General features: G+C 74.1%; 23 protein-coding genes. 18 read left to right on the top strand and 5 right to left on the bottom strand.

Going from position 1 to position 25,609, the window contains the following annotated elements:
• Positions 1-3 precede the first annotated feature (3 nt).
• A complete protein-coding gene (locus ACTWM8_RS17425; RefSeq protein WP_446209948.1) occupies positions 4-1,605 on the top strand; it encodes an asparagine synthetase B family protein in 1,602 nt (533 codons plus the stop codon).
• Between the two features lie 227 nt (positions 1,606-1,832).
• On the opposite strand, the gene ACTWM8_RS17420 is transcribed toward ACTWM8_RS17425, so the two are convergent.
• Positions 1,833-2,054, bottom strand: coding sequence for a DUF2188 domain-containing protein (locus ACTWM8_RS17420; protein ID WP_154936541.1), 222 nt, complete (start codon positions 2,052-2,054; stop codon positions 1,833-1,835).
• Positions 2,055-2,168: 114 nt separating this feature from the next.
• On the opposite strand from ACTWM8_RS17420, the gene ACTWM8_RS17415 reads away from it, so the two are divergent.
• Positions 2,169-3,164, top strand: coding sequence for a linear amide C-N hydrolase (locus tag ACTWM8_RS17415; RefSeq protein WP_446209947.1), 996 nt, complete (start codon positions 2,169-2,171; stop codon positions 3,162-3,164).
• 60 nt (positions 3,165-3,224) lie between these two features.
• Here ACTWM8_RS17415 and ACTWM8_RS17410 read toward each other — a convergent pair whose 3' ends face one another.
• On the bottom strand, positions 3,225-4,703 hold the full coding sequence (locus tag ACTWM8_RS17410; protein WP_446209946.1) for an LVIVD repeat-containing protein: 1,479 nt from the start codon (positions 4,701-4,703) through the stop codon (positions 3,225-3,227).
• A gap of 138 nt (positions 4,704-4,841) precedes the next feature.
• On the opposite strand from ACTWM8_RS17410, the gene ACTWM8_RS17405 reads away from it, so the two are divergent.
• The 5 genes from ACTWM8_RS17405 (at position 4,842) to ACTWM8_RS17385 (ending at position 10,923) form a co-directional block, all read left to right on the top strand.
• Entirely contained in the window at positions 4,842-5,537 is a 696-nt protein-coding gene (locus ACTWM8_RS17405; protein WP_446209945.1) for a DUF305 domain-containing protein, read from the top strand.
• Between the two features lie 80 nt (positions 5,538-5,617).
• Positions 5,618-6,850 (top strand): sensor histidine kinase, encoded by a 1,233-nt coding sequence (locus ACTWM8_RS17400; protein WP_446209944.1) that lies wholly within the window; start codon positions 5,618-5,620, stop codon positions 6,848-6,850.
• Entirely contained in the window at positions 6,847-7,512 is a 666-nt protein-coding gene (locus ACTWM8_RS17395) for a response regulator (RefSeq protein WP_446209943.1), read from the top strand. Before ACTWM8_RS17400 ends, ACTWM8_RS17395 begins: the two co-directional genes overlap by 4 nt.
• 148 nt (positions 7,513-7,660) lie before the next feature.
• On the top strand, positions 7,661-8,437 hold the full coding sequence (locus ACTWM8_RS17390; protein WP_446209942.1) for an ABC transporter ATP-binding protein: 777 nt from the start codon (positions 7,661-7,663) through the stop codon (positions 8,435-8,437).
• Positions 8,438-8,442: 5 nt separating this feature from the next.
• Entirely contained in the window at positions 8,443-10,923 is a 2,481-nt protein-coding gene (locus tag ACTWM8_RS17385; RefSeq protein ID WP_446209941.1) for an ABC transporter permease, read from the top strand.
• A gap of 46 nt (positions 10,924-10,969) precedes the next feature.
• Here the strand turns inward: ACTWM8_RS17385 and ACTWM8_RS17380 are convergent, their stop codons facing one another.
• The gene (locus ACTWM8_RS17380; protein ID WP_446209940.1) at positions 10,970-12,232 is read right to left on the bottom strand and encodes a nucleotide sugar dehydrogenase; all 1,263 of its coding nucleotides are present in this window, start codon (positions 12,230-12,232) and stop codon (positions 10,970-10,972) included.
• A gap of 105 nt (positions 12,233-12,337) precedes the next feature.
• Positions 12,338-13,726 carry a serine/threonine-protein kinase gene (locus ACTWM8_RS17375; RefSeq protein WP_446209939.1) on the bottom strand — a complete coding sequence of 463 codons (1,389 nt, stop codon included), beginning with the start codon at positions 13,724-13,726 and terminating at the stop codon, positions 12,338-12,340.
• A gap of 528 nt (positions 13,727-14,254) precedes the next feature.
• Here ACTWM8_RS17375 and ACTWM8_RS17370 point away from each other — a divergent pair.
• From ACTWM8_RS17370 to ACTWM8_RS17325, 10 genes are all read left to right on the top strand, one after another.
• On the top strand, positions 14,255-14,890 hold the full coding sequence (locus ACTWM8_RS17370) for an RNA polymerase sigma factor (RefSeq protein WP_446209938.1): 636 nt from the start codon (positions 14,255-14,257) through the stop codon (positions 14,888-14,890).
• A 16-nt stretch (positions 14,891-14,906) separates the two neighbouring features.
• Positions 14,907-15,686 carry a hypothetical protein gene (locus ACTWM8_RS17365; protein ID WP_446209937.1) on the top strand — a complete coding sequence of 260 codons (780 nt, stop codon included), beginning with the start codon at positions 14,907-14,909 and terminating at the stop codon, positions 15,684-15,686.
• Between the two features lie 153 nt (positions 15,687-15,839).
• On the top strand, positions 15,840-17,075 hold the full coding sequence (egtA, locus tag ACTWM8_RS17360; RefSeq protein ID WP_446209936.1) for an ergothioneine biosynthesis glutamate--cysteine ligase EgtA: 1,236 nt from the start codon (positions 15,840-15,842) through the stop codon (positions 17,073-17,075).
• Positions 17,072-18,409: an ergothioneine biosynthesis protein EgtB gene (egtB, locus tag ACTWM8_RS17355; RefSeq protein ID WP_446209935.1), complete on the top strand. Its 1,338-nt coding sequence runs from the start codon at positions 17,072-17,074 to the stop codon at positions 18,407-18,409. Before egtA ends, egtB begins: the two co-directional genes overlap by 4 nt.
• A gap of 16 nt (positions 18,410-18,425) precedes the next feature.
• Positions 18,426-19,172, top strand: a complete 747-nt coding sequence (gene egtC / locus ACTWM8_RS17350; RefSeq protein WP_446209934.1) for an ergothioneine biosynthesis protein EgtC — start codon at positions 18,426-18,428, stop codon at positions 19,170-19,172.
• 59 nt (positions 19,173-19,231) lie between these two features.
• Entirely contained in the window at positions 19,232-20,197 is a 966-nt protein-coding gene (gene egtD / locus ACTWM8_RS17345) for an L-histidine N(alpha)-methyltransferase (protein ID WP_446209933.1), read from the top strand.
• A 270-nt stretch (positions 20,198-20,467) separates the two neighbouring features.
• Complete coding sequence (locus ACTWM8_RS17340; protein ID WP_446209932.1) at positions 20,468-21,052, top strand: TMEM165/GDT1 family protein; 585 nt, start codon at positions 20,468-20,470, stop codon at positions 21,050-21,052.
• A gap of 43 nt (positions 21,053-21,095) precedes the next feature.
• The gene (locus tag ACTWM8_RS17335) at positions 21,096-21,470 is read left to right on the top strand and encodes a DUF1622 domain-containing protein (protein WP_446209931.1); all 375 of its coding nucleotides are present in this window, start codon (positions 21,096-21,098) and stop codon (positions 21,468-21,470) included.
• The gene (locus ACTWM8_RS17330; RefSeq protein WP_446209930.1) at positions 21,467-21,781 is read left to right on the top strand and encodes a hypothetical protein; all 315 of its coding nucleotides are present in this window, start codon (positions 21,467-21,469) and stop codon (positions 21,779-21,781) included. The genes ACTWM8_RS17335 and ACTWM8_RS17330 overlap by 4 nt, the downstream gene beginning before the upstream one ends.
• Positions 21,782-21,796: 15 nt before the next feature.
• Positions 21,797-21,997: a hypothetical protein gene (locus ACTWM8_RS17325; RefSeq protein WP_446209929.1), complete on the top strand. Its 201-nt coding sequence runs from the start codon at positions 21,797-21,799 to the stop codon at positions 21,995-21,997.
• A gap of 66 nt (positions 21,998-22,063) precedes the next feature.
• On the opposite strand, the gene ACTWM8_RS17320 is transcribed toward ACTWM8_RS17325, so the two are convergent.
• Positions 22,064-23,842 carry a polysaccharide biosynthesis protein gene (locus tag ACTWM8_RS17320; protein WP_446209928.1) on the bottom strand — a complete coding sequence of 593 codons (1,779 nt, stop codon included), beginning with the start codon at positions 23,840-23,842 and terminating at the stop codon, positions 22,064-22,066.
• A 264-nt stretch (positions 23,843-24,106) separates the two neighbouring features.
• Here ACTWM8_RS17320 and ACTWM8_RS17315 point away from each other — a divergent pair, with 264 nt between their 5' ends.
• Positions 24,107-25,567 carry a polysaccharide biosynthesis tyrosine autokinase gene (locus ACTWM8_RS17315; RefSeq protein ID WP_446209927.1) on the top strand — a complete coding sequence of 487 codons (1,461 nt, stop codon included), beginning with the start codon at positions 24,107-24,109 and terminating at the stop codon, positions 25,565-25,567.
• The last annotated feature ends 42 nt before the right edge of the window (positions 25,568-25,609 follow it).

Below are 25,609 nucleotides of genomic sequence, written 5' to 3'. Positions count from 1 at the left end.
CGGATGTGCGGCATCGCGCTCAGCGCCGGCCCCGAGGCCGACCCGGCGATCTTCCGCCGGATGCTCGCCGTCCTCACCCCCCGGGGCGAGGTCACCGAGACCCGGCAGGAGGCCGGCCTGCTCGCCGGCGTACGGCGGCTGCGGATCGTCGACCGGGACCGGGCCGTGCAGCCGTTCACCTCCGCCGACGGCCGGTACGTCCTCTGCTACAACGGCGAGGTCTTCAACCACCACGAGCTGCGCGCCGAGCTGACCCGGGCCGGGCACCCGTTCCGCACCGCGAGCGACACCGAGGTGGTGTTCGCCGCGTTCCTGCGCTGGGGTGAGCGAGCGGTGCACCGGCTGCGCGGGGAGTGGGCCTTCGCCGTCGCCGAACGCGTCACCGGCCGGGTCTACCTGGCCCGGGACCCGCTCGGCGTCAAGCCGCTCTACTGGGCCCGCACGCCCGGCTGCCTGCACGTCGCCTCGGAGGTCAAGGCACTGGTGGGGCTGCGCGCCCCGGTCGACGAGGTGCCGCCCGGGCACCACGGCTGGGCCGACCCGGACGGGCGGGTGGAGCTGGCGGCGTACCTCGACCTGCTCGCCCTCGGCGAGGGACTGCCCGAGGTGGACGACCCGGACGAGGCCGCCCGGCTCGTCCGGGCCGCGATCAGCGACAGCATCCGGATGCGGGTGGACACCGACCTCACCGTCGGGGTGGTGCTCTCCGGCGGCCTGGACAGCTCGCTGGCGCTGCTGCACGTCCGCGAGCTGCACCCGGACTGCGTGGCGGTGACCGTCGGGGTACCGGACAGCCCCGACGTGGTGTACGCGCGGCGCCTCGCCGCCGACCTCGGCGTACCGCACGAGGTGGTCCAGCTGCACCCGCGCGACATCCGGCTGGCCGAGGTCCGAGAGGCGATCCGGATCTCCGAGCTGACCGAGTACGGCGACATCATCAACGCGGTGGTCTCCGTGCCGATCTTCCGGCGACTGCGCGAGATGGGGATCAAGGTGGTGCTCACCGGCGACGGCTCCGACGAGCTGTTCGGCGGCTACCCGATGTACCGCCAGGTCGGCCCCGACCGGGCCCGCCGGCTCTTCCTCCACAGGATCCGCAACCTATGCCGTACGGAGTTGCAGCGGGTCGACCGCGCCAGCATGGGCCACGGGGTGGAGGCCCGGGTGCCCTTTCTCGACCTCAGCGTGGTGGAGCTGGCGATGCGGTTGCCGCTGGCGCTCAAGATGCGCGACGGGCAGGAGAAGTGGATCGTCCGGCGGGCGTTCGCCGACGTGCTGCCCGACTACATCCGGTGGCGACCGAAGACCCCGATGTCGTACTCCTCGGGTCTGCACGAGCGGGCCCGGCTCTACAAGCCGTTCTTCTCCCGGCTGCACCGGCGGTTCGACTACGACCTGCTGGAGCCGGTCCGCCGGGACTTCGACAGCGTGCTCACCCGCTGTGGCAACGACCTGGACCGGGCCATCGCCGACGGGCTGGCCCGACCCGACTACACCGTGCTGGAGCACGCCCGGGACCTGGTCGGGGCGGCGAAGTGGAACGCCGCCCCGCTGGTCCGCCGGCTGGTCGGGCCGCGTCCCACCCGCGGGGCGCCGGTCCGCTGAGCCCGGCCGGCCCAACCCGCCGCCCGCCCAACGGGTGGGGACCCGTGATCGTCTCCGGTTGCGGCGTGTCGCGGTGTCCGGGAACGGCGATGCCGCGACCCGCCGCAACCGGGGTCGCGGTATCCGAACACGCTGATCGTCGCGCCCCCGGCGGACAGCCGACGGCGGCCTGCCGAGACCGCCTGTGATCAGGTGGTCCCGGCAGGCCGCCGGAGGGGGAGCGCCGGTCAGCCGGCGGGCGGGAACGGGTCGTTCTGGTACGTGTACTCGGTCTCGATCTTCCCGTCGGCCGTGTGCACGACGAGTTGGCTGGGCTCGTTGGCGTGCGCCACCTTGCGGCCCTCCTCGACCGCGCGGTGCTTGGTGTCGTACGAGCCGAGGCTCCGGCTGCCCTGCTCGACCTTCCAGGAGCCGTCGTTCGGCACCACGTGGTATTCGTTACGCTTCATGGGCGCTCTCCTCTCGTCCGTCTGGATCCAGGTACCCGGATACCCGAAACGGAAAACCGGTGTCGCCTTCGGCCGGTGGACAACCCCCGGCCCCTCCCATAGCGTTCCGGAGATATGCGGAGGACTCTCCTGGGCGCCGGGCTCGCCCTGTTGCTCGCCACCACCGGCTGCGCCGGCACCGACGACACGCCGCCCGCGCCGGCCGGCGACCGGGTGCCGGCCGCCTCCCGACAGGACGCCGACGAGGTCGGGCGCACCCTGGCCAGCCTGCGCCGGGTCGACAAACTGCCGTTGTACGAGATGACCTACGTCGGCCGGTACGACGCGACGGTCGGCACCGACGCGGAGCCCGAGGCGAGCCCGTTCGGCTGCTCGCTCTTCGCCGCCAGCGGGGACCCGGCCCGGCCGCTGTTCGCCCGCAACTTCGACTGGGAAGCCAATCCGGCGATGGTGCTGCGTACCGACCCGCCGGACGGCTACGCCTCGGTGTCCCTGGTGGACCTGTCGTACCTCGGGATCGGCGCGGACCCGACCGGTGACCGGCGGCTGCTGGACGCACCGCTGCTGCCCTTCGACGGCATGAACGAGCGCGGGCTCGCGGTCGGCCTGGCCGCCGACGACCACGCGACCGTCAAGCCGGTGCCGGGCCGCCCCACGGTCGGCTCGGTGCGCATCCTGCGGCTGGTGCTCGACCGGGCCGCCACGGTGGACGAGGCGGTGGCCGTCTTCGGCCGGTACAACCTGGACTTCGACGGCGGGCCGCCGCTGCACTACCTGCTCGCCGACGCGACCGGCCGCTCGGCCGTGGTGGAGTTCGTGGACGGGACGATGCGGGTCCAACGCGGCGAGGGCCGCTGGCAGGCGCTGACCAACGTGCCGGTGGTCGGGGTGTCCGAGAAGGAGCGGCGCGCCGACCGCCGGTACGGGGCGATCGCGGCCGCGCTGGAGAGCGCCGGCGCCCGGGTGGACGCCCCGGCGGCGCTGCGGATCCTCGACCAGGTGCGGCAGGGCCACACCCGCTGGTCGGTGACGTACGGGCTGCGCAGCGGCGAGGTGCGCCTGGTCACCGCGACCGGCAAGGAGCGGCGCTACCAGCTGCCGATGGACTGACCGCGCCGTACGCGCAAGGGCCCGGCCCCCCGACGGGGACCGGGCCCTTCCGACGTGGCCCTACCAGCTCAGGTAGCCGGCCTGGGTCTGCACGTTCAGCTCGCGGAACCGGACCAGGTTGGCCGTCCAGGTCCGCCAGTCGTTCAGCTCCAGCACGTCCAGGCCCTTCTGGATGTCGCTGGAGTAGATGTGCCCGTTGTAGTAGTACGTCGACCAGGCGCCACCCGTCACGAGCTGGGTGTCCGACAGCGGGCCCCGCTCCCAGAACCCGATCTCCTTCGGCTTGGTCGAGTCGGTGAAGTCCCAGACCGAGATGCCGCCCTGGTACCACGCCTGAACCATGATGTCGCGGCCGAGCACCGGGATCAGCGAGCCGTTGTGCGCCACGCAGTTCTCGGTGTCCGCGTTGACCCGCGGGATCTTGTAGTAGCTGCGGAAGACCATCGTCCGGGCGTCGCCGCGACCGGTGATGTCGTAGATGGCGTCCGCGCCACGGTTCGGCCCGACGACCTCGTTGCAGGTGGCCGCGCCGCCGCCGCCCAGCTCGTCGGTGAAGACGACCTTGGTGCCGGTGTTGTTGAACGTCGCCGAGTGCCAGAAGGCGAAGTTCACCGTGTCGCGCACCCGGTTGATCACCCGGGGCGCCTCGCGGTTGGAGATGTCCATCAGGATGCCGTCACCCATGCAGGCGCCGGCCGCCAGGTCCTTCGCCGGGAACGCGGTGATGTCGTGGCAGCCGCTGGTCGCCGAGGTCTGCCCCGGGATGCCTCCGTACCCGCCGTCCGGGAAGAGGTTCGGGGTGGCCACCACGGCGGCGGCGGTCGGGTCCTTCACCGGGACCTTGACGATGGAGATGGAGTCGTGCGGCGGCTGGCAGTCCGGGAACTCGGCCCGCGGGCTGTACGACGAGACGTACAGGTAGACCGAGCGGCGGTCCTTGGCGGGGACCAGGGTGTGGGTGTGCGAGCCGCAGGCGGTCTCGACGGCCTTGACGTAGCGCGGGTTGGCCTTGTCGCTGATGTCGAAGACCTTGATGCCCTCCCAGGACTCCTTGACCGAGGCCGGCTGCGCGGCGCTCGCGCAGGAGTCGTCGGTGCGGGAGGAGTCGGTGGAGAGGAAGAGCAGGTCGCCGTAGATGGAGATGTCGTTCTGCGAGCCGGGGCAGAGCACCTGCGACACGATCTTCGGCGCGCTGGGCTGGCCGATGTCGTAGATGACGAACCCGTTGTAGTTGCCGACGAAGGCGTACCGGCCCTGGAAGGCCATGTCCGTCCCGAGCGAGGCCAGGGTGTCGAACGGCGCCTGCTTCGGCAGGTTGGCGATCTGTCGCAGGTTGGGGCTGCTGGAGATTTCGTCCACGCCGAGCGTGGGGGTGGCCGTGGCGGCCTGTGCGGTGGTGGCCGTGGCGACCGCCTCCGCGTCGGGCGTCACGGCGGCGTTGCCGGCCGGGGCGGTGGCCACGCTCGCCACCAGGAGGCCGGCCGCGGCCAGGCTCACGATCCTCAGCTGGCGTCGTCGAGGAAGGGGGAATCTGATCATCGGCAGAGCCCTTCGACAGGGGTTGATGATTGTGGACACCTTACCGTCCTGCGAGGACCGTCGATGTGATCTACGTCACATTAAAGGCCCTCCGTCAATGGATACGATCGCTGCGACCTCGACCGGAGGGGGAGTCGCATGACCGCCCGACGTGGACGGACCCTGCTCGTCGTCACAGTCGCGGCCGTGGTGCTGGTGGCGCTCGGGCTCGCGCTGCGGCCCACCGACCGCCCCGCCCCGGCGACCGCCGGATCGACCGCCGTCGCGTCACCCACCCCGGCGCCGGCGGACGGCCCCGCCGTCATCGTCCCCGGCCGTCCCGGCGAGTCGGCCGTCGCCCGCCCGGCCGGTGAGGTCCGCGACACCGCCCCGCCGCGCTACAACTCCCTCGACGTCTGGTTCGTGCGGATGATGATCCCGCACCACCAGCAGGCCCTGACGATGGCCGAGCTGGCCGAGGGGCGGGCGGGCAGCCCACGGGTCAGGGCGGTGGCCGACCGGATCCGGGGCGCGCAGGGGCCGGAGATCGGCATGATGCGCGGCTGGCTGAGCGCCCGCGGCCTGCCGGCCGAGGTGCCCGGCCACGACCACGGCACCATGCGCGGCATGCAGTCGCCGGAGGCGATCCGCCGGCTGACCGACGCCCGGGGGGCGGAGTTCGACCGGCTCTTCGTGCAGATGATGACCGCGCACCACCAGGGCGCCGTCACGATGGCCACCGACCTGCTCTCGGTCGGCGCCGACCAGCAGCTCAACGAGTTCGCCAACTCGGTGGCCACCGAACAGTCGATCGAGATCGACCGGATGCGCGACCTGGTCCGGCCGCCCGCCTGACCACCCTCGGTGCCGCGCGGCCCCGGGCCGCGACCGGCCGTCGGCGAGCGCCATCGACGGCGACCTGCCCCGTACGCTGGGTGACCGTGAACCGCACCGTCTTCGGCCGCCCGCTGCGCTCGCTCGCCTTCGACGTCCTCGTCGCCGGCGTGGTGGCGCTGCTCGCCGTGGCCGCCGTGGTGAGCCAGCCCGGCGGCGTGCCCGCCACGCTGGTCGGTTGCGCCATGGCGGTCGCCCTGCTGTGGCGCCGGGTCCACCCGTCGGCGGTGGCCGCCGTGGTGGCCGGGCTCGCCATGGTGCAGGTGATCGCCGGCTGGGGGCCGCTGGCCTACGACATCGGCGTGCTGATCGCCCTCTACAGCGTCGTGAAGTACGCCGAGCGGCTGCGCGACGGCGTGCTGGCCGGGATCGTCGCGGCGATCGGCGTGCTGCTGGCCGCCTCGCAGACCGTCGGCAACGCCGCCTGGTGGGCCACCGCCATCTACTTCGCGCTGGTCACCGGCGGGGTGTGGCTCGCCGCCCTGAACGTGCGCACCCGCCGCCTCTACGTGCTCAGCCTGGAGGAACGCGCCGCCACCCTGGAGCGCGAGCGGGAGGCCGAGGCCCGCGCCGCGGTGGCGGGGGAGCGGGCCCGGATCGCCCGCGAGCTGCACGACGTGGTGGCGCACAGCATGGCCGTGATGATCGTCCAGGCGGACGGGGCCCGGTACATGCTCGACCAGGACCCGGAGACCGCCCGCGCTGCGGTCAAGGTGGTCGCGGACACCGGCCGGCAGGCGCTGGAGGAGATGCGCCGGCTGGTGGACGTCCTGCGGGAGCCCAGCCCGGCGGAGCCGCCCACCACGGCGGAGGCCTCGGACGACGCCGGGGTCGCCGCCGACCCGGAGCACCGGCGGGCGGCGGTCGCCGAACTGCCCGCGCTGCTGGACCGGTTCCGCGACGCCGGGCTGCGGGTGCGGCACACGGTCACCGGCGAACCGGCCGCGCTGCCCCCGGGCCTGGACCTCACCGTCTACCGGGTGGTGCAGGAGGCGCTGACCAACGCGCTCAAGCACGCCGGGGTCGGCGCGAGTGTCACCGTCACCCTGGAGCACGTCCCGGACGCCGTCGTGGTCCGGGTGGTCGACGACGGGCACGGCCGCCCGCCGGTCGGTCCCGCGCCCTCCGGCGGGCACGGCCTGGTCGGCATGCGCGAGCGGGTCGGCGTGTACGACGGCAGCCTCGTCGCCGGCCCCCGGCTGGCCGGGGGCTGGCGGGTCGAGGCGCGGCTGCCGCTACCGTCGACCCCCGGGACGGAGGTGGTGGCCGCATGACGGTCCGCGTGGTGATCGTGGACGACCAGGCGCTGGTGCGCGCCGGGTTCCGGATGGTGCTCGACTCCCAGCCGGACCTGGAGGTGGTCGGCGAGGCCATCGACGGCGCGGACGCGCTGCGACTGCTCGCCCGCACCGAGGCGGACGTGGTGGTGATGGACGTCCGGATGCCCACCATGGACGGGGTGGAGGCGACCCGCCGGATCTGCCAGGACCGCCCGGCCGGCCCGCCCCGGGTGCTGGTGCTCACCACCTTCGACACCGAGGCCGACGCGTTCGCCGCGCTGCGCGCCGGGGCGAGCGGCTTCCTGCTCAAGAACGTGCCTCCGGAGGAGTTGCTCGCCGCGATCCGGGTGGTCGCCGCCGGTGACTCGGTGGTCGCGCCGTCGATCACCCGCCGGCTGCTGGACCGGTTCGCCGACCGGTTGGGGCCGGGGCCCACCGAGGACCCCCGGCTGGCCCAGCTCACCGACCGGGAGCGGGAGATCCTGCTGCTCGTCGCGCAGGGACTGTCCAACGCCGAGATCGCCGGCCGGGTGCACGTCGCCGAGGCGACCGTGAAGACCCACGTCGGCCGGATCCTGGCCAAGCTCCAGCTCCGCGACCGGGTGCAGGCGGTGGTGCTGGCCTACGAGAGCGGGCTGGTCACGCCGGGAGGCTGACCGGCGCTACGACCTGGGTCGTACGGGTCCACCCGGTCGGGGGCGACCTGGGGCGTACCGGCCTCGACCGCGTGGGCGGACGCCACCGCGGGCGGCGCTCCATAGCGTCGGAGACGTCCTGGTCACCGACTGCACGGGGAGCCTCCGCATGTCCCTCGCCCCACCCGTCCCGGCCCGTACCGGTGTCGCGGTCACCGCCCGCGGCCTGCGCAAGGAGTACGGGCGCGACGCCGCCCGCGTGGTCGCCCTCGACGGCGTCGACGTCGACTTCGCCGCCGGCCGGTTCACCGCCATCATGGGCCCGTCCGGCTCGGGCAAGTCGACGTTGATGCACTGCCTGGCCGGCCTCGACAGTCCGACGGCGGGCACCGTCCGGCTCGGCGACACCGAGACCGCCCGCCTCGACGACAAGCGGCTCACCCTGCTGCGCCGGGACCGGATCGGCTTCGTCTTCCAGAAGTTCAACCTGCTGCCGGCGCTGACCGCCGAGGAGAACATCCTCCTGCCGCTGGCCATCGCGGGCCGGCGGGCGGACCCGGCCTGGCTGCGGCAGGTCGTGGCGGCGGTCGGCCTGGCCGACCGGCTGGGGCACCGGCCGGCGGAGCTCTCCGGCGGGCAGCAGCAGCGGGTGGCCGTCGCCCGGGCGCTGGTCACCCGCCCCTGGGTGGTCTTCGCCGACGAGCCGACCGGCAACCTGGACTCCCGCTCGGGCGCCGAGGTGCTGGGGCTGCTCCGGGAGGCCGTGGACACCCTCGGGCAGACCGTGGTCATGGTGACCCACGACCCGGTGGCCGCCGCGTACGCCGACCGGGTGGTCTTCCTCTCCGACGGCCGGCTGGTCCGCGAGCTGGCCGCGCCGACCGCCGAGCGGATCCTGGACGCGCTCGCCGGCCTCGATCCGGTCACCCCGGCGCGGGGGCGGTGACCGCGATGATCCGGTTGACCCTGCGCTCGTTGCGGGCCGACGCGCTGCGGCTGCTGCTCTCCTCTCTGGCGATCGTGCTCGGCGTGGCCTTCGTCGCCGGCACCCTGATGCTCACCGACGGCATGCGGGCCGGCGCGTACGACCGGGCCGGCGCCTTCGACCGGCACACCGACCTCGGCGTGTACGCCGGCACGGATCCCCTCCCGCCCGCCCTGGTCGACCGGGTGCGCGCGGTCGACGGGGTGGCCGCCGCCGAGGGGGAGCTGACCGGTACCGGCGGGGTGGTCGGCTCCGACGGCCGCCCGGTGCTCGGCTACGGGGTGCTCGCCGCGATCCCCACCGACCCGGCCCTGCGCTCGTACGACCTGACCGCCGGCCGGCTGCCGGACCGCCCCGGCGAGGTCGTCCTCGACGCGTCCACCGTGCGCGAGGAGGGCTTCACCCTCGGCGCGCCGGTCCAGGTGGGCGGCTCCACCGGGGCGGCCCGGGCGTACACCCTGGTCGGCGCCGTCGACGTGGCCGGCACCGCCCGCGACGTCGGCGGACCCTTCATCGGCCTGGTCGACGCCGACGCCCTGGCGGTGACCGGGGAGCGGGGGTACGGCCGGATCATGGTGGCCGTCGCCCCGGGCACGTCCCGCGAGGCGGTGGCCGAGCGGCTGGCCGGGGTGACCGCCGCCGGCGCCGCCGTGAAGTCCCGTCAGCAGATCCTCGACGACGCGGTGAACGACGCGGTCCGCGACCTGAAGCAGTTCGGCATGATCCTGCTGACCTTCGCCGGGGTCGCGGTGGTGGTGGCCGGGTTCGTCATCGCCAACACCTTCGCCATCGTGCTCGCCCAGCGGACCCGGCGTACCGCCCTGCTCCGGCTGGTCGGCGCCACCCGGGGGCAGGTCTTCCGGGCCACCCTGCTGGAGTCGGCGGTGCTCGGACTGACCGCCTCGGCGCTGGGGGTGCTGGCCGGCGCCGGCCTGGCCGCCGGCCTGGCGGCGGGGCTGTCCACGCTGGACCTGCCGTTCACCGGCGAGGTCGCGCTGACCCGCTCGACGGTGCTGCTCTGCGTGGCGCTGGGCACCGCGATCACCGTGGCCGCCGCCTGCGTACCCGCCTGGCAGGGCACCCGGGTCGCCCCGGTGGCCGCGCTGACCGACGCCGCCGTGCAGGTGACCCGCCGCGCCGGCCGGGTCCGGTTGACGATCGGCGCGCTGGTCTTCGCCGCCGGGGTCGCCGCGCTCGCGGTGGCCGCAAGCGTCGGCCAGATCGCGCTGGTCGCCCTCGGCGGGATGCTGACCTTTTTCGGCATCGTGCTCTACGGCCCGGTGCTGGTGCCCGCCCTGGTCCGGCTCTTCGGCGCGCCCGCCCGGCTGCTCCTCGGCGCCACCGCCGGGCTGGCCGTGGCCAACGCCGTCCGCAATCCGCGCCGAGTCTCGGCGACCGCCACCGCGCTGGTGATCGGGATCGGTCTGGTGTCGGCGTTCGTGGTCGGCGCCGGGAGCGTCAAGGTCGGCATCGAACGCGCCGTGGACGCCCAGATCGGCGTCGACTACCTGGTCACCGGCGTCGGCAGCGACCTGCCGGCGGCACTCGCCGACGAGCTGGCCGCCCGGCCGGAGCTGGGGGTGGTGCACGAGCGGCGCAGCCGGGTCGTCGACGGGGTGGAGATCCGCGCCGCGCATCCGGCGCTGGTCGGCCGTACCCTGACCGGCACGGTGGCCGGCGACGGCGGCGACCTGGGCCCGGGTGCGGTGCTGGTGCACCGGCAGCTCGCCGAGGCGCGTGGCTGGACTGTCGGCACCCCGGTGACCCTCGCCGGCCGGTCCTTCCGGGTGGCCGCGGTGGTGACCGCCGACGAGGCCGCCCAGGCCGATCCCGGGGTGGCCGAGGGACACGTGGTCGACATGGTCGACGCCGACTTCGCCCGGCTCTTCCCGACGCAGCGGGGCTTCCTCGCCGAGGTGGACCCCGCCGCCGGGGTCCCCGCCGAGCAGGCCCGGGCGGCGGTCGAGGCCGTCGTCGTGCGGTACCCGACGGTCAACCTGATGGACCAGGCCGCCTACAAGAAGATGCTCACCGGCACGGTCGACATGCTGCTGGCCTTCGTCACCGCGCTGCTCGGACTGGCCGTGGTGATCGCCCTGGTCGGCGTGGCGAACACGCTCAGCCTCTCGGTGGTGGAGCGGACCCGGGAGAACGCCGTGCTGCGGGCGGTCGGCCTCACCCGGGGCCGGATGCGGGCCATGCTGGCCGTCGAGGCGGTGCTGATGGCGCTGGTCGGGGCGGTGCTCGGGATGGCGCTGGGCACCGGGGTCAGCGCCGGGGCGATGGCCTTCGTGGCGAAGATCGGCGGGGACTTCACCCTGGTGCTGCCCTGGGGGCGGCTCGGGCTGATGCTCGCGGTGGCGGTGCTGGCCGCGCTGCTCGCCTCCGTGCTGCCGGCCCGCCGGGCGTTGGGCCGGCCGGTGGTCGAGGCACTCGGCGCGGAGTGACCCGGCGGTGGCCGGTCCCGGGCGGGACCGGCCACCGCCGTACGGGTCAGAGCCGCTCCACCACCGCGCCCCGGCAGCGGTCGCGGGTGTCGAAGACGTACCGGGCGTGCCGGTCCACCAGGTCGTAGTCGAAGCTGTCGTGGTCGGTCACCACGACCACGGCGTCGGCCTCGGCGACCTCCCGCTCGGTCAGGTCGACCACCGTCACCCCGCCGGGGATGTGCTGCGGCTCGGCGTACGGCTCGACGGCGCGCACGTCGGCGCCGAGGTCGTTGAGCCGCCGGGCCACGTCCACGGCGGGGGAGTCGCGCATGTCGCCGGTGTTCTTCTTGTACGCCAGGCCCAGCAGCAGCAGCCGGGCCCCGTTCACCGAGCGGCCCACCCGGTTCAGCCCGGCCATCACCCGCTGGGCCACGTGCTCGGGCATCTGGTGGTTGATGTCGTCGGCCAGCTCGATGAACCGGAACTGCCGGCCCATCGTCCGCTTCACCTGCCAGGACAGGTAGCACGGGTCGATCGGCAGGCAGTGCCCGCCCACACCCGGGCCGGGCCGGAACGGCATGAAGCCGAACGGCTTGGAGGAGGCGGCGTCGATCGCCTGCCAGACGTCGATCCCCAGGTGGTGCGAGGCGATCGCCAGCTCGTTGATCAGCGCGATGTTGACCTGCCGGAAGGTGTTCTCGATCAGCTTGGTCAGCTCGGCGACCCGGGTCGAGTCCACCGGCACGGTCCGCTCCACCAGTCGCCGGTAGAAGTCGTCGACCCGGCGCAGCGAGGCGCCGTCGACGCCGGAGACCACCTTCGGGGTGTTCTCCAGCCGCCAGGTGCGGTTGCCCGGGTCGATCCGCTCCGGGCTGTAGCCGAGGTGGAAGTCGCCGGGGCTGCGCAGGCCGCTGGCCGACTCCAGGAGCGGCCGGAGCACGTCCTCGGTGGTGCCGGGGTAGGTGGTCGACTCCAGGACCACCGTGCAGCCGGCCCGGACGTACCGGCCGATGCCGTGGCCGGCCTGCTCGACGTAGCTGAGGTCGGGAGCGCCGTCGCGCAGCGGGGTCGGGACGGTGATCACGCAGATGTCGAAGCCCTCGGCGTCGGTGTACTCCGTGCTCGGCCGGTAGCGGCCGCTGCCCAGCGCCCGGCCGAGCCGTTCGGCGGTGATGTCCTCGACGAACGACTCGCCGGTGGCGAGCCGCTTGACCCGGTCGGCGTCGACGTCGAGGCCGACCACGTCCAGCCCCGCCTCGACGGCACGCATCGCCAGTGGCAGACCGACGTACCCCTGACCGATGACGACCAGCTTCTCAACGCGCACGTTCGCTCCCGTGGCAGTAAGTGACTCCTGGCCGGGAGCTTAGGGCCTGTATGAGGTCTAAAGTCCGATTTTGCGGCTAATGGTGGCGGCGGTGTCAGGATCCGGTCAGGTGCCGGCCGGCGGCGGGCCCTCGCCCGGCGGCGCCGTCGTGGTGGTCGGCGGGTCCGCCGGCGCGGTGGTGGTGGTCGGCGGGTCGGCCGGCGCGGTGGTGGTGGTCGGCGGGTTCGCCGGCGTGCTCGTCGGCGCCGAGGTGGGCTGCGGATCGGCCGACCCGCTCGGCCCCGGCGACGGCGTCACCGTGGCGGTGGCCGACGGCCGGTTGCCCGGGTTCCAGGTGCGGTCCGGCCGGCTCGGCTGGTCCACGCCGGTCTCCTCGGGACTCGCCGGCAGTTCCCCCTGGTCGCTGGGCGCCACGGCCGGCGAGGTGCTCTTGATGTTGGTCGCCCCGTCGCCGGTCTCCTTGGCGGCGCCGAGCGCCGCGCCCAGCGCGGTGAGTGCCACCAGCACCGCCGCGAGCGCGCCGACCAGCGAGCCGCGCCGACCGCGGCCCCGCGTGGGCGCCACGGTGGCGGCCGCCGGGAGCACCGGCACGTCGCCCCGGGTGGTGGTCGCCGGGCCCGCCGCGCCCCGCAGCGCCGGGGGGACGAACGCGGTCGCCGCGGCGCCGTCGCTCAGCGCGGCCCGGGCCGCGGCGGCCATCTCGGCCCCGGTGGCGAACCGGTCGGCCGGGTCCTTGGCCAGGGCCCGCGACACCAGCGCGTGCACCGTCGCCGGGATCTCCTCCGGCAGCGCCGGCGGCTCGTCGTCCAGGTGCCGCACCGCGACCTGGAGCGGGTTGTCGCCGGTGAATGGCGGTTCGCCGGTGAGGCAGCAGTACGCCACCGCGCCGAGCGCGTAGATGTCGGTGCCGGCGGAGACGGGACGGCCCGACGCCTGCTCCGGCGCCATGTAGAGCGCCGTCCCCGGCACCGCGTTGGTGCTGGTGATGCTGGTGACGTTGGTGGACCGGGCGACGCCGAAGTCGACCAGCACCACGGTGCCGTCCTCCTGCACCAGCAGGTTGCTCGGCTTCACGTCGCGGTGCACGATCCCGCCGGCGTGCGCGGCGTGCAACGCCTGGGCGGCCTGCGCGACGATCGACATCGTCTCGGCGACGTCCAGGTGGCCGGCGGCCTCGATCCGCCGGGACAGCGGCTCGCCCTCGACGAACTCCATGACCAGGTAGTCGGCGCGCCCGCCGTCGGCGAGCCGGTCCTCCCCGCAGTCGAAGACCTGCACGATGCCCGGGTTGCGCAGGGCGGCCATGATCCGCGCCTCGGCGCGGAACCGGGCGATGAAGTCGGGGTCGGAGACCAGCGCCGGCAGCAGCACCTTCACCGCGACCTGGCGGCCCAGGACCAGGTCCGTGGCACGCCAGACGTCGCCCATGCCGCCGGTGGCGACACGTTCGTCGAGGCGGTACCGACCGCTGAGCACGACTTCCGATGACAACACCCGAATACCGTACCCAGAGGAGCAGAAAAGAACTCATGGCGATCTCCCCGCTCGCGTCCGGCGCCGGGCGGCACCGGAGCCGCCGCCACGACGGCCCGGCTGACGGGGGGTGACGAGACCCGGACCGACTGTCACAATGGCCGCGGGTGGCGGCAGCAAGCCGGGCGTACGGGCCCACCGGGGACGCCCGCACCACGATGTCCTGGCCGGGAGCGTCCCGCAGCCGTTTTCCGTCACGCGGACTCGCCGGTTGTTCAGCTAGATATATCTCACTCTTTCCCCGCCAGGCGCTGACTTGTCCACCCGTCCATTGACTCCTATCGTTAGCGCGACTCGGGCCAGCCCATGGTGCCGCTGCGGCATTCGGCCGACCGCCGTATTGTCGCGGCGTGTGTCAGACATGCCGCCCGGCCGCTCGGCAGGGTGCGACGGGGTCAGCGGGGGGCTGTTGGTGCGCGAGGGGGTCCAGCTGCCGCATCGGGGGTGCGGCACGCATGGCCTGTCGGTCACGGCGGGGGCGGCGGACGCATGACCGCTGAGCTGAGCGAGGCGGTGGCCGCGGCGCAGGCCGGCGACGAGGAGGCCTTCCGCTTCCTGTACCGCAGCCTCCAGCCGGGCCTGTTGCGGTATCTCACCGCCCTCGTCGGCGCCGACGCCGAGGACGTCGCCTCGGAGACCTGGTTGCAGATCTCCCGGGACCTGCCCAGCTTCACCGGCGGGGAGTTCCGGGCCTGGACGGTGACGATCGCCCGGAACCGGGCGATGGACCACCTGCGCCGCCAGCGTCGCCGTCCCTCGCTGCCGGTGCCGGTGCAGGCGTTGAGCGAACTGGCCGGGGACGCCGACACGGCCGAACGGGCCGGCGAGACCATCGGTACGGAGGCCGCGCTGGCGCTGATCGCGACGCTGCCGCCCCGGGAGGCCGAGGCGGTGCTGCTGCGGGCGGTGATCGGGCTCGACGCCGAGACCGCCGGTCGGGTGCTCGGGCGTCGCCCGGGTGCCGTCCGCACCGCCGCGCACCGCGGCCTGCGCCGGCTCGCCGCGCTGCTGGAACGTCAGGACCTGCCCCAACCGTCCGGTGGCGACGAGCGGACCGGCCCGCCCCACCCGCGGCGGGGCCGGCAGACGCCGAGCACGTCCCACGCCGAGCCGGCGGACGGATGACGTGAGGGGAAACTGGATGAACTTCCGCCGCTCCGACGGCGCCGAGCGGCCCGCCGACCGGGCCGAGGCCGAGCGGTTGCTCGACGCCGCCCGGTCCGCCGACGCGCCGCCCGCGGGCGACGACCCGCTCGCCCGGCTGCTCTCCGCCGCGGCCGCCCCGGCCCGCCCGGGTGAGCTGGCCGGCGAGGAGGCCGCGTTGGCCGCGTTCCGGGCCGCCCGCGCGGCGGGCGCGTCCGCCCCGGCGCCCGCGCCGTCGTCCTGGCGCCGGCGACGGGTGACCACGGGCGTGGTCGCCTGGATCGCCGGCATCGCCGCCACCGCCACGGCCGGCGCCGCCTTCGCCGCGGTCACCCTCGACCGCGGCGACGAGCCGGACCGGGCGCCCCGGCCGCCCGCCTCCGTGCCGGGCGGATCCGGTTCCGATCCGGCGGCGCCGTCCTCGTCCGGTGGCGGGCCGACGACCGGCGCGCCCACGCCGGGTGCCGGCCCCTCCGCCGGGTCCCCCTCCGGCCGGCCCGGCGCCTCCGGCAAGCCGGCCTCGGAGGGGAAGCTGGCGGGGCAGTGCCGGGCGTACCTGGCGAAGCCGCCGGCGCAGCGCGAGAAGGCGCTGCGCAGCCCCGCGTTCGCCGATCTGGTGGCCGCCGCCGGCAGTGCGGACAAGGTCGAGGCGTACTGCCGGGAGCTGCTTCCGGAGCAGGCCCCGGACGTGGAGGAATCGCAGAAGGTGAAGCCGTCCCGCTCACCCGCGGCCCCGGCCGCGCCGACTCCGGACGCCCGCCAAAGTCGGAAGAAGTAGTCGAAAAGGCTTCACAAAAATTTCTTCCCGCCCGGGGCGGCGGATTCCATCTGCTAGACAGAAGATGGTGAGACGCGGCGGCCGGCCGGTGACGGTCGACGCCGCCCGCGCCGGCAGTGCCGCCGGGTCCCCGGGTCGGGAGGAGACCATCTCGTGGTGACGTCCCCGGAGCTCGACCGGACGACCGTGCTGGGCGAGAAGGCCGCCGCCGCGGCGCACCTGGGCCGGATCTGCTTCAAGACCGGGCCACCGGTCTACACCGGCGTCGAACTGGAATGGACCGTGCACGACGCCGCCGACCCCGCCCGACCGGTTGACCGGGAGCGGCTGCGGGCGGCGCTGGGGCGGCACAGCCCCGTCACCCTGGACGACACCAGCCCCGCCCAACCGCTCCGGCACGGCAGCAGCGTGACCGTGGAGCCCGGCGGGCAGGTGGAGGTGTCCACCGCGCCCCGACCGTCGGTCGCCGCGCTGATCCTGGCCACCGAGGCCGACATCGCCGAGCTGAGCGCGCTGCTGGAGCGCGCCGGGCTGGTGCTCGGCTGCAGCGGCATCGACCCGTGGCGGCCCCCGCAGCCGGTGGTCGAGACCTCCCGCTACCGCGCGATGCGCTGCGTCTTCGACCGGCGGGGCCCCGCCGGGCGGACCATGATGTACAGCACCGCCGGCCTCCAGGTCTGCCTGGACGCCGGCGAACCGGCCGAGCTGGCCGCCCGCTGGGCCACCGTGCACCTGGTCGGGCCGCCGCTGGTGGCCGCGTTCGCCACCGCCGACCGGCATGCCGGCCGGCGGACCGGCTGGGCGTCCGCGCGGATGGCCGCCTGGCTGGGTATCGACCCGGCCCGCACCCGGCCGGTCTGGTCGCCGCGCCGGCCCGACGAGGACCCGGTCGCCGCCTGGACGGAGTACGCGCTGGCCGCGCCCCTGCTCTGCCTGCGCCACGACGGCCCGGACTGGACCCCGCCACCGGGGATCACCTTCGCCGACTGGATCGACGGGGCGCTGCCCCGCCCGCCGACCACGGACGACCTGGAATACCACGTCAGCACCCTGTTCCCGCCGGTCCGCCCGAGGGGCTACCTGGAGGTGCGCTACCTGGACGCCCAGCCCGGTCCGGGCTGGATCCTCCCGCTCGCCGTGCTGACCGCGCTGCTCGACCGCGCCGACACCGCGCGGTCCGCCCGCGCGATCGCCGCGCCGGTGGCCGACCGCTGGCACGCCGCCGCCCGGTACGGCCTGGCCGACCCACCGCTGGCCGCGGCGGCCGCCGCCCTGCTCGACCTGGCGCTGGAGGCGCTGCCCCGGCTGGACCTGCCGCCGGGCACCCACGACGAGACGAGCCGAGGAATCCGGCGGCGACGGGCCGCCGCGGAGAGGGGGCACCGGTGACCACCACCGAACAGCCGGAAACGCAGGCGGAGGTGCTGCGCAGCCGGATCGCGGCGGAGCTGGAGCGGACCCGGGCCCGGACGGCCCTGCTCACCGAGGCGGTGGACGACGACGACCTGACCCGCCAGCACTCCCCGCTGATGTCCCCGCTGGTCTGGGACCTCGCCCACGTGGGCAACCAGGAGGAGCTCTGGCTGGTGCGCGACGTCGGCCGGCGCGAGCCGGTCCGCCACGACATCGACGACCTGTACGACGCGTTCAAGCAGCCCCGCAAGGACCGCCCGTCGCTGCCGCTGCTGCCTCCCGCCGAGGCGCGCGCCTACGTGTCGACGGTCCGGGACAAGGTGTTCGACCTGCTGGACGGCATCCGGTTCACCGACCGTCCGCTGGTCGCCGAGGGCTTCGCCTTCGGGATGATCGTGCAGCACGAGCAGCAGCACGACGAGACGATGCTCGCCACCCACCAACTGCGCGCCGGGCCCGCGGTCCTGGACGCGCCCCCGCCGCCCGAGCCGCGGGTACGGGTCGCCGACGAGGTGCTGGTGCCGGCGGGCCCGTTCACCATGGGCACCTCCACCGACCCGTGGGCGCTGGACAACGAGCGCCCCGCGCACACCGTCGAGCTGCCCGCGTACGTCATCGACGCGGGGCCGGTCACCAACGGCCGGTACCGCGAGTTCATCGCCGCCGGCGGGTACGACGACCCGCGCTGGTGGAGCGGGCCCGGCTGGCGGCACCGCACCGAGGCGGGACTGACCGCGCCGATGCACTGGCGGCGCGACGGCGACGGCTGGGCGTACCGGCGGTTCGGGCGGTGGTCACCGGTCCGCGACGACGAGCCGGTGGTGCACGTCTGCTGGTACGAGGCGGAGGCCTTCGCGGCCTGGGCGGGGCGGCGGCTGCCCACCGAGACGGAGTGGGAGAAGGCGGCCCGCTGGGACCCGGGCACCGGCCGCTCCCGCCGGTACCCGTGGGGCGACGAGGACCCGACCGGCGAGCACGCCAACCTGGGGCAGCGGCACCTGTGGCCGGCGCCGGTGGGCGCGTACCCGTCGGGCGCCTCGCCGCTGGGCGTGCACCAGCTGATCGGCGACGTCTGGGAGTGGACGTCGAGCACCTTCCGGGGCCACCCCGGGTTCACGGCCTTCCCGTACCGGGAGTACTCCGAGGTGTTCTTCGGCGACGACTACCGGGTGCTGCGCGGCGGCTCGTTCGGCACCGACCGGGCGGCCTGCCGGGGCACGTTCCGCAACTGGGACTACCCGATCCGGCGGCAGATCTTCAGCGGCTTCCGCTGCGCCCGCGACGCCCGGCCCGAGGAGGCGCACGGGTGATCGGTGGCACCGCCTGATGTGCCGGCACCTGGCCTACCTGGGGCCTCCGCTGAGCCTGCGCGCCCTGCTGTACGACCCGCCGGACTCGCTGGTCCGGCAGTCCTGGGCACCCCGGGACATGTGCGGCGGCGGGACCGTCAACGCCGACGGCTTCGGCGTCGGGTGGTACCCCGACGAGGGCGATCCGGTGCGCTACCGGCGGGCCCAGCCCATCTGGAGCGACGTGACGCTGCCGGCGCTGGCCGGGGTGACCCTTGCCGGCGCGGTGCTGGCCGCCGTCCGCTCCGGCACCGTCGGCATGCCGGTGCAGGAGTCCGCCGCCGCGCCGTTCACCGAGGGCCGGTGGCTGTTCAGCCACAACGGTGTCGTGCGGGGCTGGCCCGACGCGCTGGTGCCGCTCGCCGACACCCTTCCCGTCCGTGACCTGCTCACCCTCGACGCCCCGACCGACTCCGCCCTGCTCTGGGCGCTGGTCCGGCACCGGTTGCGGGCCGGGGCCGACCCGGCGGAGGCGGTCGCGGAGACGGTCGCGGTGGTGTCGGAGGCCGCGCCCGAGTCGCGGCTGAACCTGCTGCTGACCGATGGCCGGACGATGGTGGCCACCGTGGCGGGACACGCGATGTCCGTCCTCGCGACGCCGGACTCGGTGCTGCTGGCCTCCGAGCCGCACGACGACGACCCGGGCTGGCGGTCGTTGCCGGACCGGCACCTGGTGGTGGCGACCTCGACCTCGGTGCGCGTGCGCGCCCTGGCGGGAGCGTGACGCCGCAGCGGGGTCGCAGGTGGAGACAGGGACGTTCGCCGAAGGAGAAGGGACACCTCATGGGCGCGGAGCCGTTGGAGATCTACCTCGAGGAACAGGACCTGGGGCGCAGCCTGCGGGAGGACGTACGGGTCGGGCTGACCGCCGAGGAGAAGTGGCTGCCACCGAAGTGGTTCTACGACGCCCGGGGCAGCGAGCTGTTCGAGGAGATCACCCGACTGCCCGAGTACTACCCGACCCGGGCGGAGCGGGCCGTGCTGGCCGAACGGGCCGCCGACATCGCCGAGCTGACCGGGGCGAAGACGCTGATCGAGCTGGGCTCCGGATCGTCGGAGAAGACCCGGCTGCTGTTGGACGCCTTCACCCGCCGGGGCGGGCTCGGCACCTTCGTGCCGCTGGACGTGTCGGTCAGCGCGCTGCGCCAGTCCACCGAGCAGATCGCCACCGACTATCCGGGTCTGCGGGTACGCGGCATCGTCGGCGACTTCACCCGCCAGCTCGACCGGCTGCCCACCGGCGGGCGGCGGCTGGTGGTCTTCCTCGGCGGCACCATCGGCAACCTGCTGCCGGCCGAGCGGGCCGCGTTCCTGTCCGCGATGCGCGCGACGTTGGAGGCGGGCGACTGGCTGCTCATCGGCACCGACCTGGTCAAGGACCCGGCGGTGATCGTGCCGGCGTACGACGACGCGGCCGGGGTCACCGCCGAGTTCAACCGCAACGTGCTGCGGGTGGTCAACCGGGAGCTGGGCGCGGACTTCGACCCGGAGGCGTTCACCCACGTGGCGCGCTGGGATCCGGACCGGGAGTGGATCGAGATGCGGCTGCGGGCCGACCGGGCGATGCGGGTCCGGGTGCTGGACCTGACGGTCGACTTCGCCCCGGGCGAGGAGCTGCGCACGGAGGTGTCGGCGAAGTTCCGGCCGGAGGGGATCGCCCGGGAGCTGGCGGCGGCCGGCTTCACCGTACGCGAGTTCTGGACCGATCCGGACGGCCTGTTCGGGGTGAACCTCGCCCGGGCCGACTGACCGGCGGCCGCCGCGCCGGCCCGCCGGGCGACCTCGGCGGCCCGGCGCGCGGTGACCTGCGGCACCCGACCCGGCCGGCGGCCGGCGTGATCGGCTAGGGTGAGGGCGCGAAGGGGAGTAGCCCCCAATGTCGTGGTCGACACACTGGTGCGTTCCGCATCCGGCCACGCGGCCCCACTCCGGTGGGGCGGGCGAGACCTTCGACTCAGGCTGTAGCAGCCGGGTCGAGGGCGCCCCGTACCTCCTCCCGGCATGATCGGGAAGGTTCTCATGGACGGTTTTCTTGCCGCGCTGGTGATCAGCTTCGGCGTCATCTTCGTCGCCGAGTTGGGGGACAAGTCCCAGCTGATGGCGTTGACCTTCGCCACCCGCTTCAAGCCGGTCCCGGTGCTGATCGGCATCACCATCGCCACCGCGATCGTCCACCTGGCCTCGGTGGCCATCGGCTACGGGCTCAACGCGGCCCTGCCCACCGGCTGGATCTCGCTGATCGCCGGCCTGGCGTTCCTCGGCTTCGGCGTCTGGACGCTGCGCGGCGACAAGCTCACCGAGGAGGAGAAGCGCAAGGCGGAGAAGACCGGCAAGTCGGCCGTCATCGCGGTCGGTGTCGCGTTCTTCCTGGCCGAGCTGGGCGACAAGACGATGCTCGCGACCATCACGCTGGCCACCAAGTACGGCTGGTTTGGCACCTGGCTCGGCTCGACGCTGGGCATGGTGGCCGCCGACGCGCTGGCCATCCTGGTGGGCCGGATGCTGGGCCGGCACCTGCCGGAAAAGGCCATCCGGTACGGCGCCGCCGTGCTCTTCGCCATCTGCGGTCTCTGGCTGATCCTGGGGGCGGTCGACCAGCTCTGACCCGGCGCCGACTAGCGCCGGCGGGGGCGGGTAACGCCCCCGGGTGGACCTGGACGAGCTCCTGCGCGAGGGCGACCGGATCGCGGTGGCCGTGGTGGAGACGGCCGGGGCCGTGGTGATCTTCGTCGGCGCGCTCTGGGCGGCGCTGCGGTTCGTGGTCGAGGGACTGCGACACCGCAGCGCCGCCGTCTTCACCCCGATCCGGCTCTCCCTCGGCCGGTTCCTCACGCTCGGACTCGAGTTCCAGCTCGCCGCGGACATCCTGCGGACCGCCGTGTCCCCGACGTTCGACCAGATCGGGCAGCTGGCGGCCATCGCCACCATCCGGACCGCGCTGAACTTCTTCCTGCGCCGGGAGATCGCCCAGGAACAGCGGCAGGTCGGCGAGGCCGAGCCGGACCAGGGGAGCTCGACGTGAGGGAGGGCCTCGCCGGCGTGGCGACCGCCCTCGCGCTGGGCAGCGGTGCGGTCGTCCTGCTCACCGTCCGTTCCGGGCGTACCGCGCTGCGGGTGCTGCTGGACCTGCTCGTCGCCGCCGGCCTGCTCCGGCTCTCCGTGGGCAGCGGCTGGGCCGCGCTGGCGACCGCCGCGGCGATCATTCTGCTGCGCCAGCTCCTCTGGGCCGGGCTCGCCGCCGCCCCGCCCGCCCCCGGCACCGACTATCGCAGGCGCGCTGCGGGTAAGACGATCACCGCCTACCGTGAGCGGCAGGACGCAAAGCGAACATAGCGGGAGGATAACCCCATGAGCAGGCATGACGAGCCCAACGAGTACGGCTTCGCCGGTGACGCCACCGCTCCCCAGCCGCCGCCGGGCGGCCGGGCCGACGAGCAGGACCGCGCCGAGGCGGTCGCCGTGCCGGGCGACGACCTGACCGAGCCGTTCACCGACGCGCTGGAGGAGACCGAGGGCGAAGACGGGGAGCGGGCCCGCGAGCGGCGCTGAGCCCGCCGTACGACCCTGACACCGCCGCGGCGGGCCCCACCGGGCTCCGCCGCCGCGGCGTCGTCGTCAGCGGGGTGAGGGCAGCATCGAGGACCGCACCGGCAGGTCCTCGCAGTACGCCGCCATCCACTTGATCAGCTCGTCCGCGTCGGAGTACGGGTCGAGTCCGCGGACGTCCTCCGGGTGCAGCGAGGGCACCCGCACGTGCGAGATGAGCGGGTGCAGCGGCCGGCTGTCGACCTCGTCGACGCCGAACAGGTCCTCGTGCAGCTTCTCGCCGGGGCGCAGCCCGGTGAAGACGATCTCCGTCGGGCGGTCCGCCTCGGCGGCGAGCCGGCGCGCCACGTCGGCGATGCGCACCGGCTCGCCCATGTCGAGCACCAGCGCCTCCCCGCCGCGCCCGATGGTCGCCGCCTGGAGCACCAGGTGCACCGCCTCCTGCACGGTCATGAAGTAGCGGGTCACCTCGGGATGGGTCACCGTGATCGGCAACCCCGCCTCGACCTGCGCCTGGAACGCGGTCAGCACCGAACCGCGGCTGCTGAGCACGTTGCCGAAGCGCACGCTGAGGAACGCCCCGCCGACCTGCTCGGCGTAGTAGGCGGTCAGCCGCTCGGTGATCCGCTTCGAGTAGCCGAGCACGCTGACCGGGTTGGCCGCCTTGTCGGTGGAGATGTTGACGAACTCGCTCACGTCCCGGCACGCCTCCAGCACGTTCAGGGTGCCGCGGACGTTGGTCTTGACCGCTTCCCCGGGGTGCCGTTGCAGCAGGGTCAGGTGCTTGAGGGCGGCGGCGTGGAAGACGATGTCCGGCTGCCGGTCGGCGACGATCCGGGCGATGCCGTCGGCGTCGCGGATGTCGGCGAGGATGAGCTCCGGCCCGTCCAGCAGCGCCCGGCCGTGCAGCGACATCTGCAGGGCGTGCAGGGCCGACTCGTCCCGGTCCAGCATCATCAGCTCGCCCGGCTCGCAGCGGGCGATCTGCCGGCACAGCTCCGAGCCGATCGAACCGCCCGCCCCGGTGACCAGCACCCGCCGGCCGGCCAGGCCGTTGCGCTCGATCATCAGCTCGGCCACCCGCTGCGCCCGCCCCAGCAGGTCGGTGAGTTGCAGGTCCCGGACGTCGGTGGCCCGCACCGGCCGGTCGAGCAGTTCCCGGACCGGGGGGAGCACCTTGAAGGCGGCGCCGGCCTGCAAGGTGCGGCGGCGTACGTCGCGCATCAGCTCGGCGTCCGAGCCGTCGATGGAGAAGATGACCGTGGTGGCCCCGGTGCGGCGTACCGCCTGCTCGATCTGCTCGCGGCCGCCCAGCACCCGGAGTCCCTCCAGGCGCAGCCCCTGCCGCTCGCGGTCGTCGTCGAGCAGGCCGACCGGCAGGTAGCTGCCGCCCGGGTCGCCGACCAGCACCCGTACGAGGCGTTCGCTCGCGGCGTCGACGCCGTAGATCAGGGCCCGCTCCGCGCCCCGGACCGGGCGGTCGTCGCGGTCGCGCCGCCACCGGTAGCCGGCCCGCCCGCCGGCCATCACCAGCAGGGCCACCGCCCCGCCGGTCACCGGGACGCTGGCCGGCACCGGGCGTTCGGTGAGCGTCGCCAGGGCGGCCAGCATCACCCCTGCGGCGAGGAGGGTGGTCAGGGCCAGGTCACGGGCCTCCCCGATGCTGCCGATCGGGTGGCGGCCACGGGCGGTGAAGCGCACCTGCTCGATGGCGGCGTGGACGACCGCGCACACGGCGGCGGTGCCCAGCGCGAGGGCGCACTGCCCGGGCGTGAGGCCGAATTCGTACCTGGCCCAGGCGGCGACCAGAAATCCGGCGCACCATGCGCCGGTGTCGAGCGTTAGCACAGACAGGGTCTTCGCACGTCGGGTGACCCAGTCACGTCGCGGGATGTTCGTGCCGGCCGGGGAGGCTGCATCGTCCATTGGTGTCCTCTGCGTTTGTTGCCTGATTGCGAGGATTCAGGTCTCTGGGGATGTTCGATGGCTTACATTCGTTTGGTTGAGTCACGGCTATCTTGCGGCGTATAGATCTTGTCATGCCGTTTGGGAAGTATTGGGGGATTTCGTGCAGTTTCACCGGCTAGTTGTCCCGGCGGAACGGAGAGCGTGATGGACGTACGCACCTGCCTGCGCCTGATCCGCCGACACTGGTGGATCGTCCTGGTCACGCTGATGGTGGCGGTCGGCTCAGCCGCCCTCATCACCGTTCGCACGCCACCCCGGTACGTGGCCTCCGTGACCTTCTTCGTGACCACGCCCAGCCAGGGCGTCACCGACGCCTACCAGGGCGGGCTCTTCCTCCAGCAACGGGTGAAGTCCTACGCGGACCTGCTGCGCAGCGACCGCCTGGCGCAGAGCGTGGTGGCCGAGACGCAGGTCGGCCTCACCGCCGACGACGTGCAGCGCCGCCTCAGCACCTCCACCGAGACCGGCACCGTGCTGCTGCGCGCCACCGTCACCGACACGGACCAGACCCGGGCGATGCGGGTGACCGAGACGCTCGCGGCGAAGTTCGTGGAGCTGGTGCAGAAGGTCGAGACGCCGGCCGAGGGGCAGGCCGCTCCCATCAAGATCGAGGTGGTCAGTGGTCCCCGGGTGAGTTCCAGCCCGGTCTCGCCGCAGCCCACCCGCAACCTGATCGTCGGCGGCCTGGTCGGTCTGCTGCTCGGCGCCGCGCTGGCCGTGCTGCGCGGGCTGCTCGACGTCCGGATGCGCGACGCCGCCGCGCTGCAACGGGTCACCGGCAGCCCGCTGCTGGGCGAGATCCCGTTCGAGGCCGGCGCGAAGGCGGCACCGCTGATCGTCGGCGACGCGGCGACCTCCGCCCGGGCCGAGGCGGTCCGCAAGCTGCGGACCAACCTGCGGTTCGTGGACGTGCACGAGCCCGCCCGGGTCATCGCTGTCACCAGCGCGCTGCAGGGCGAGGGCAAGACGACCCTCTCCTGCAACCTGGCCATCGCGCTGGCCGAGGCGGGCTGGCGGGTGCTGCTGGTCGACGCCGACCTGCGCCGGCCGAAGATCGCCGACTACCTGGGCCTCGACGGCGGTGTCGGCCTGACCGACGTGCTGGTCGGCGACGTGCAGGTCGGAGACGTGGTGCAGCGCTGGGGCGACAAGTCGCTGCTGGTGCTCCCGAGCGGATCGGCGCCGCCGAACCCGAGCGAGCTGCTCGGCTCCAAGGCGATGGCGGACCTGCTGCTCGCGTTGCGCGAGTCGGCGGACATCGTGGTCATCGACACCGCGCCGCTGCTGGCCGTCACCGACGGCGTGGTCGTGGCGGTGCAGGCCGACGGCGCGCTGCTGGTCACCCAGCAGGGGCGTACCTCGCGGACCCAGGTCGCCGCGGCGTCCCGGTCGCTGCACTCGGTCTCGGTGCGCCTGCTCGGTTGCGTGCTGAACATGACCAAGGTGGCCAAGGCCGACGCCTACCAGTACGAGGCGTACCGGATCGCCACCACCGGCAAGACCAAGGTTCCCGCGGACCGGGCACCGGTGGCCCGCCACGGCGAGTCGAACGGGGTCGACGGGGTCACCGATCGCACGCAGGAACTCACCCGGCTGCGCCGATGAGCGCCACCGCTGGTCGTACGGCCGGGTGCATGCCGCTGGGAG

The sequence above is a fragment of the Micromonospora sp. IBSANI012 genome (assembly GCF_052814045.1).
Note: the sequence above shows the minus strand (reverse complement) of the source record. Positions and strands in the feature narration are given on the sequence as shown.

Coding starts and splice junctions, on each gene's coding strand:
- ACTWM8_RS17410 (WP_446209946.1), bottom strand. CDS start 4,703: ATGATCAGATTCCCCCTTCCTCGACGACGCCAGCTGAGGATCGTGAGC.
- ACTWM8_RS17425 (WP_446209948.1), top strand. CDS start 4: ATGTGCGGCATCGCGCTCAGCGCCGGCCCCGAGGCCGACCCGGCGATC.
- ACTWM8_RS17385 (WP_446209941.1), top strand. CDS start 8,443: ATGATCCGGTTGACCCTGCGCTCGTTGCGGGCCGACGCGCTGCGGCTG.
- ACTWM8_RS17340 (WP_446209932.1), top strand. CDS start 20,468: ATGGACGGTTTTCTTGCCGCGCTGGTGATCAGCTTCGGCGTCATCTTC.
- ACTWM8_RS17370 (WP_446209938.1), top strand. CDS start 14,255: ATGACCGCTGAGCTGAGCGAGGCGGTGGCCGCGGCGCAGGCCGGCGAC.
- egtD (WP_446209933.1), top strand. CDS start 19,232: ATGGGCGCGGAGCCGTTGGAGATCTACCTCGAGGAACAGGACCTGGGG.
- ACTWM8_RS17420 (WP_154936541.1), bottom strand. CDS start 2,054: ATGAAGCGTAACGAATACCACGTGGTGCCGAACGACGGCTCCTGGAAG.
- ACTWM8_RS17415 (WP_446209947.1), top strand. CDS start 2,169: ATGCGGAGGACTCTCCTGGGCGCCGGGCTCGCCCTGTTGCTCGCCACC.
- egtC (WP_446209934.1), top strand. CDS start 18,426: ATGTGCCGGCACCTGGCCTACCTGGGGCCTCCGCTGAGCCTGCGCGCC.
- ACTWM8_RS17395 (WP_446209943.1), top strand. CDS start 6,847: ATGACGGTCCGCGTGGTGATCGTGGACGACCAGGCGCTGGTGCGCGCC.
- ACTWM8_RS17390 (WP_446209942.1), top strand. CDS start 7,661: ATGTCCCTCGCCCCACCCGTCCCGGCCCGTACCGGTGTCGCGGTCACC.
- ACTWM8_RS17315 (WP_446209927.1), top strand. CDS start 24,107: ATGGACGTACGCACCTGCCTGCGCCTGATCCGCCGACACTGGTGGATC.
- ACTWM8_RS17365 (WP_446209937.1), top strand. CDS start 14,907: ATGAACTTCCGCCGCTCCGACGGCGCCGAGCGGCCCGCCGACCGGGCC.
- ACTWM8_RS17405 (WP_446209945.1), top strand. CDS start 4,842: ATGACCGCCCGACGTGGACGGACCCTGCTCGTCGTCACAGTCGCGGCC.
- ACTWM8_RS17325 (WP_446209929.1), top strand. CDS start 21,797: ATGAGCAGGCATGACGAGCCCAACGAGTACGGCTTCGCCGGTGACGCC.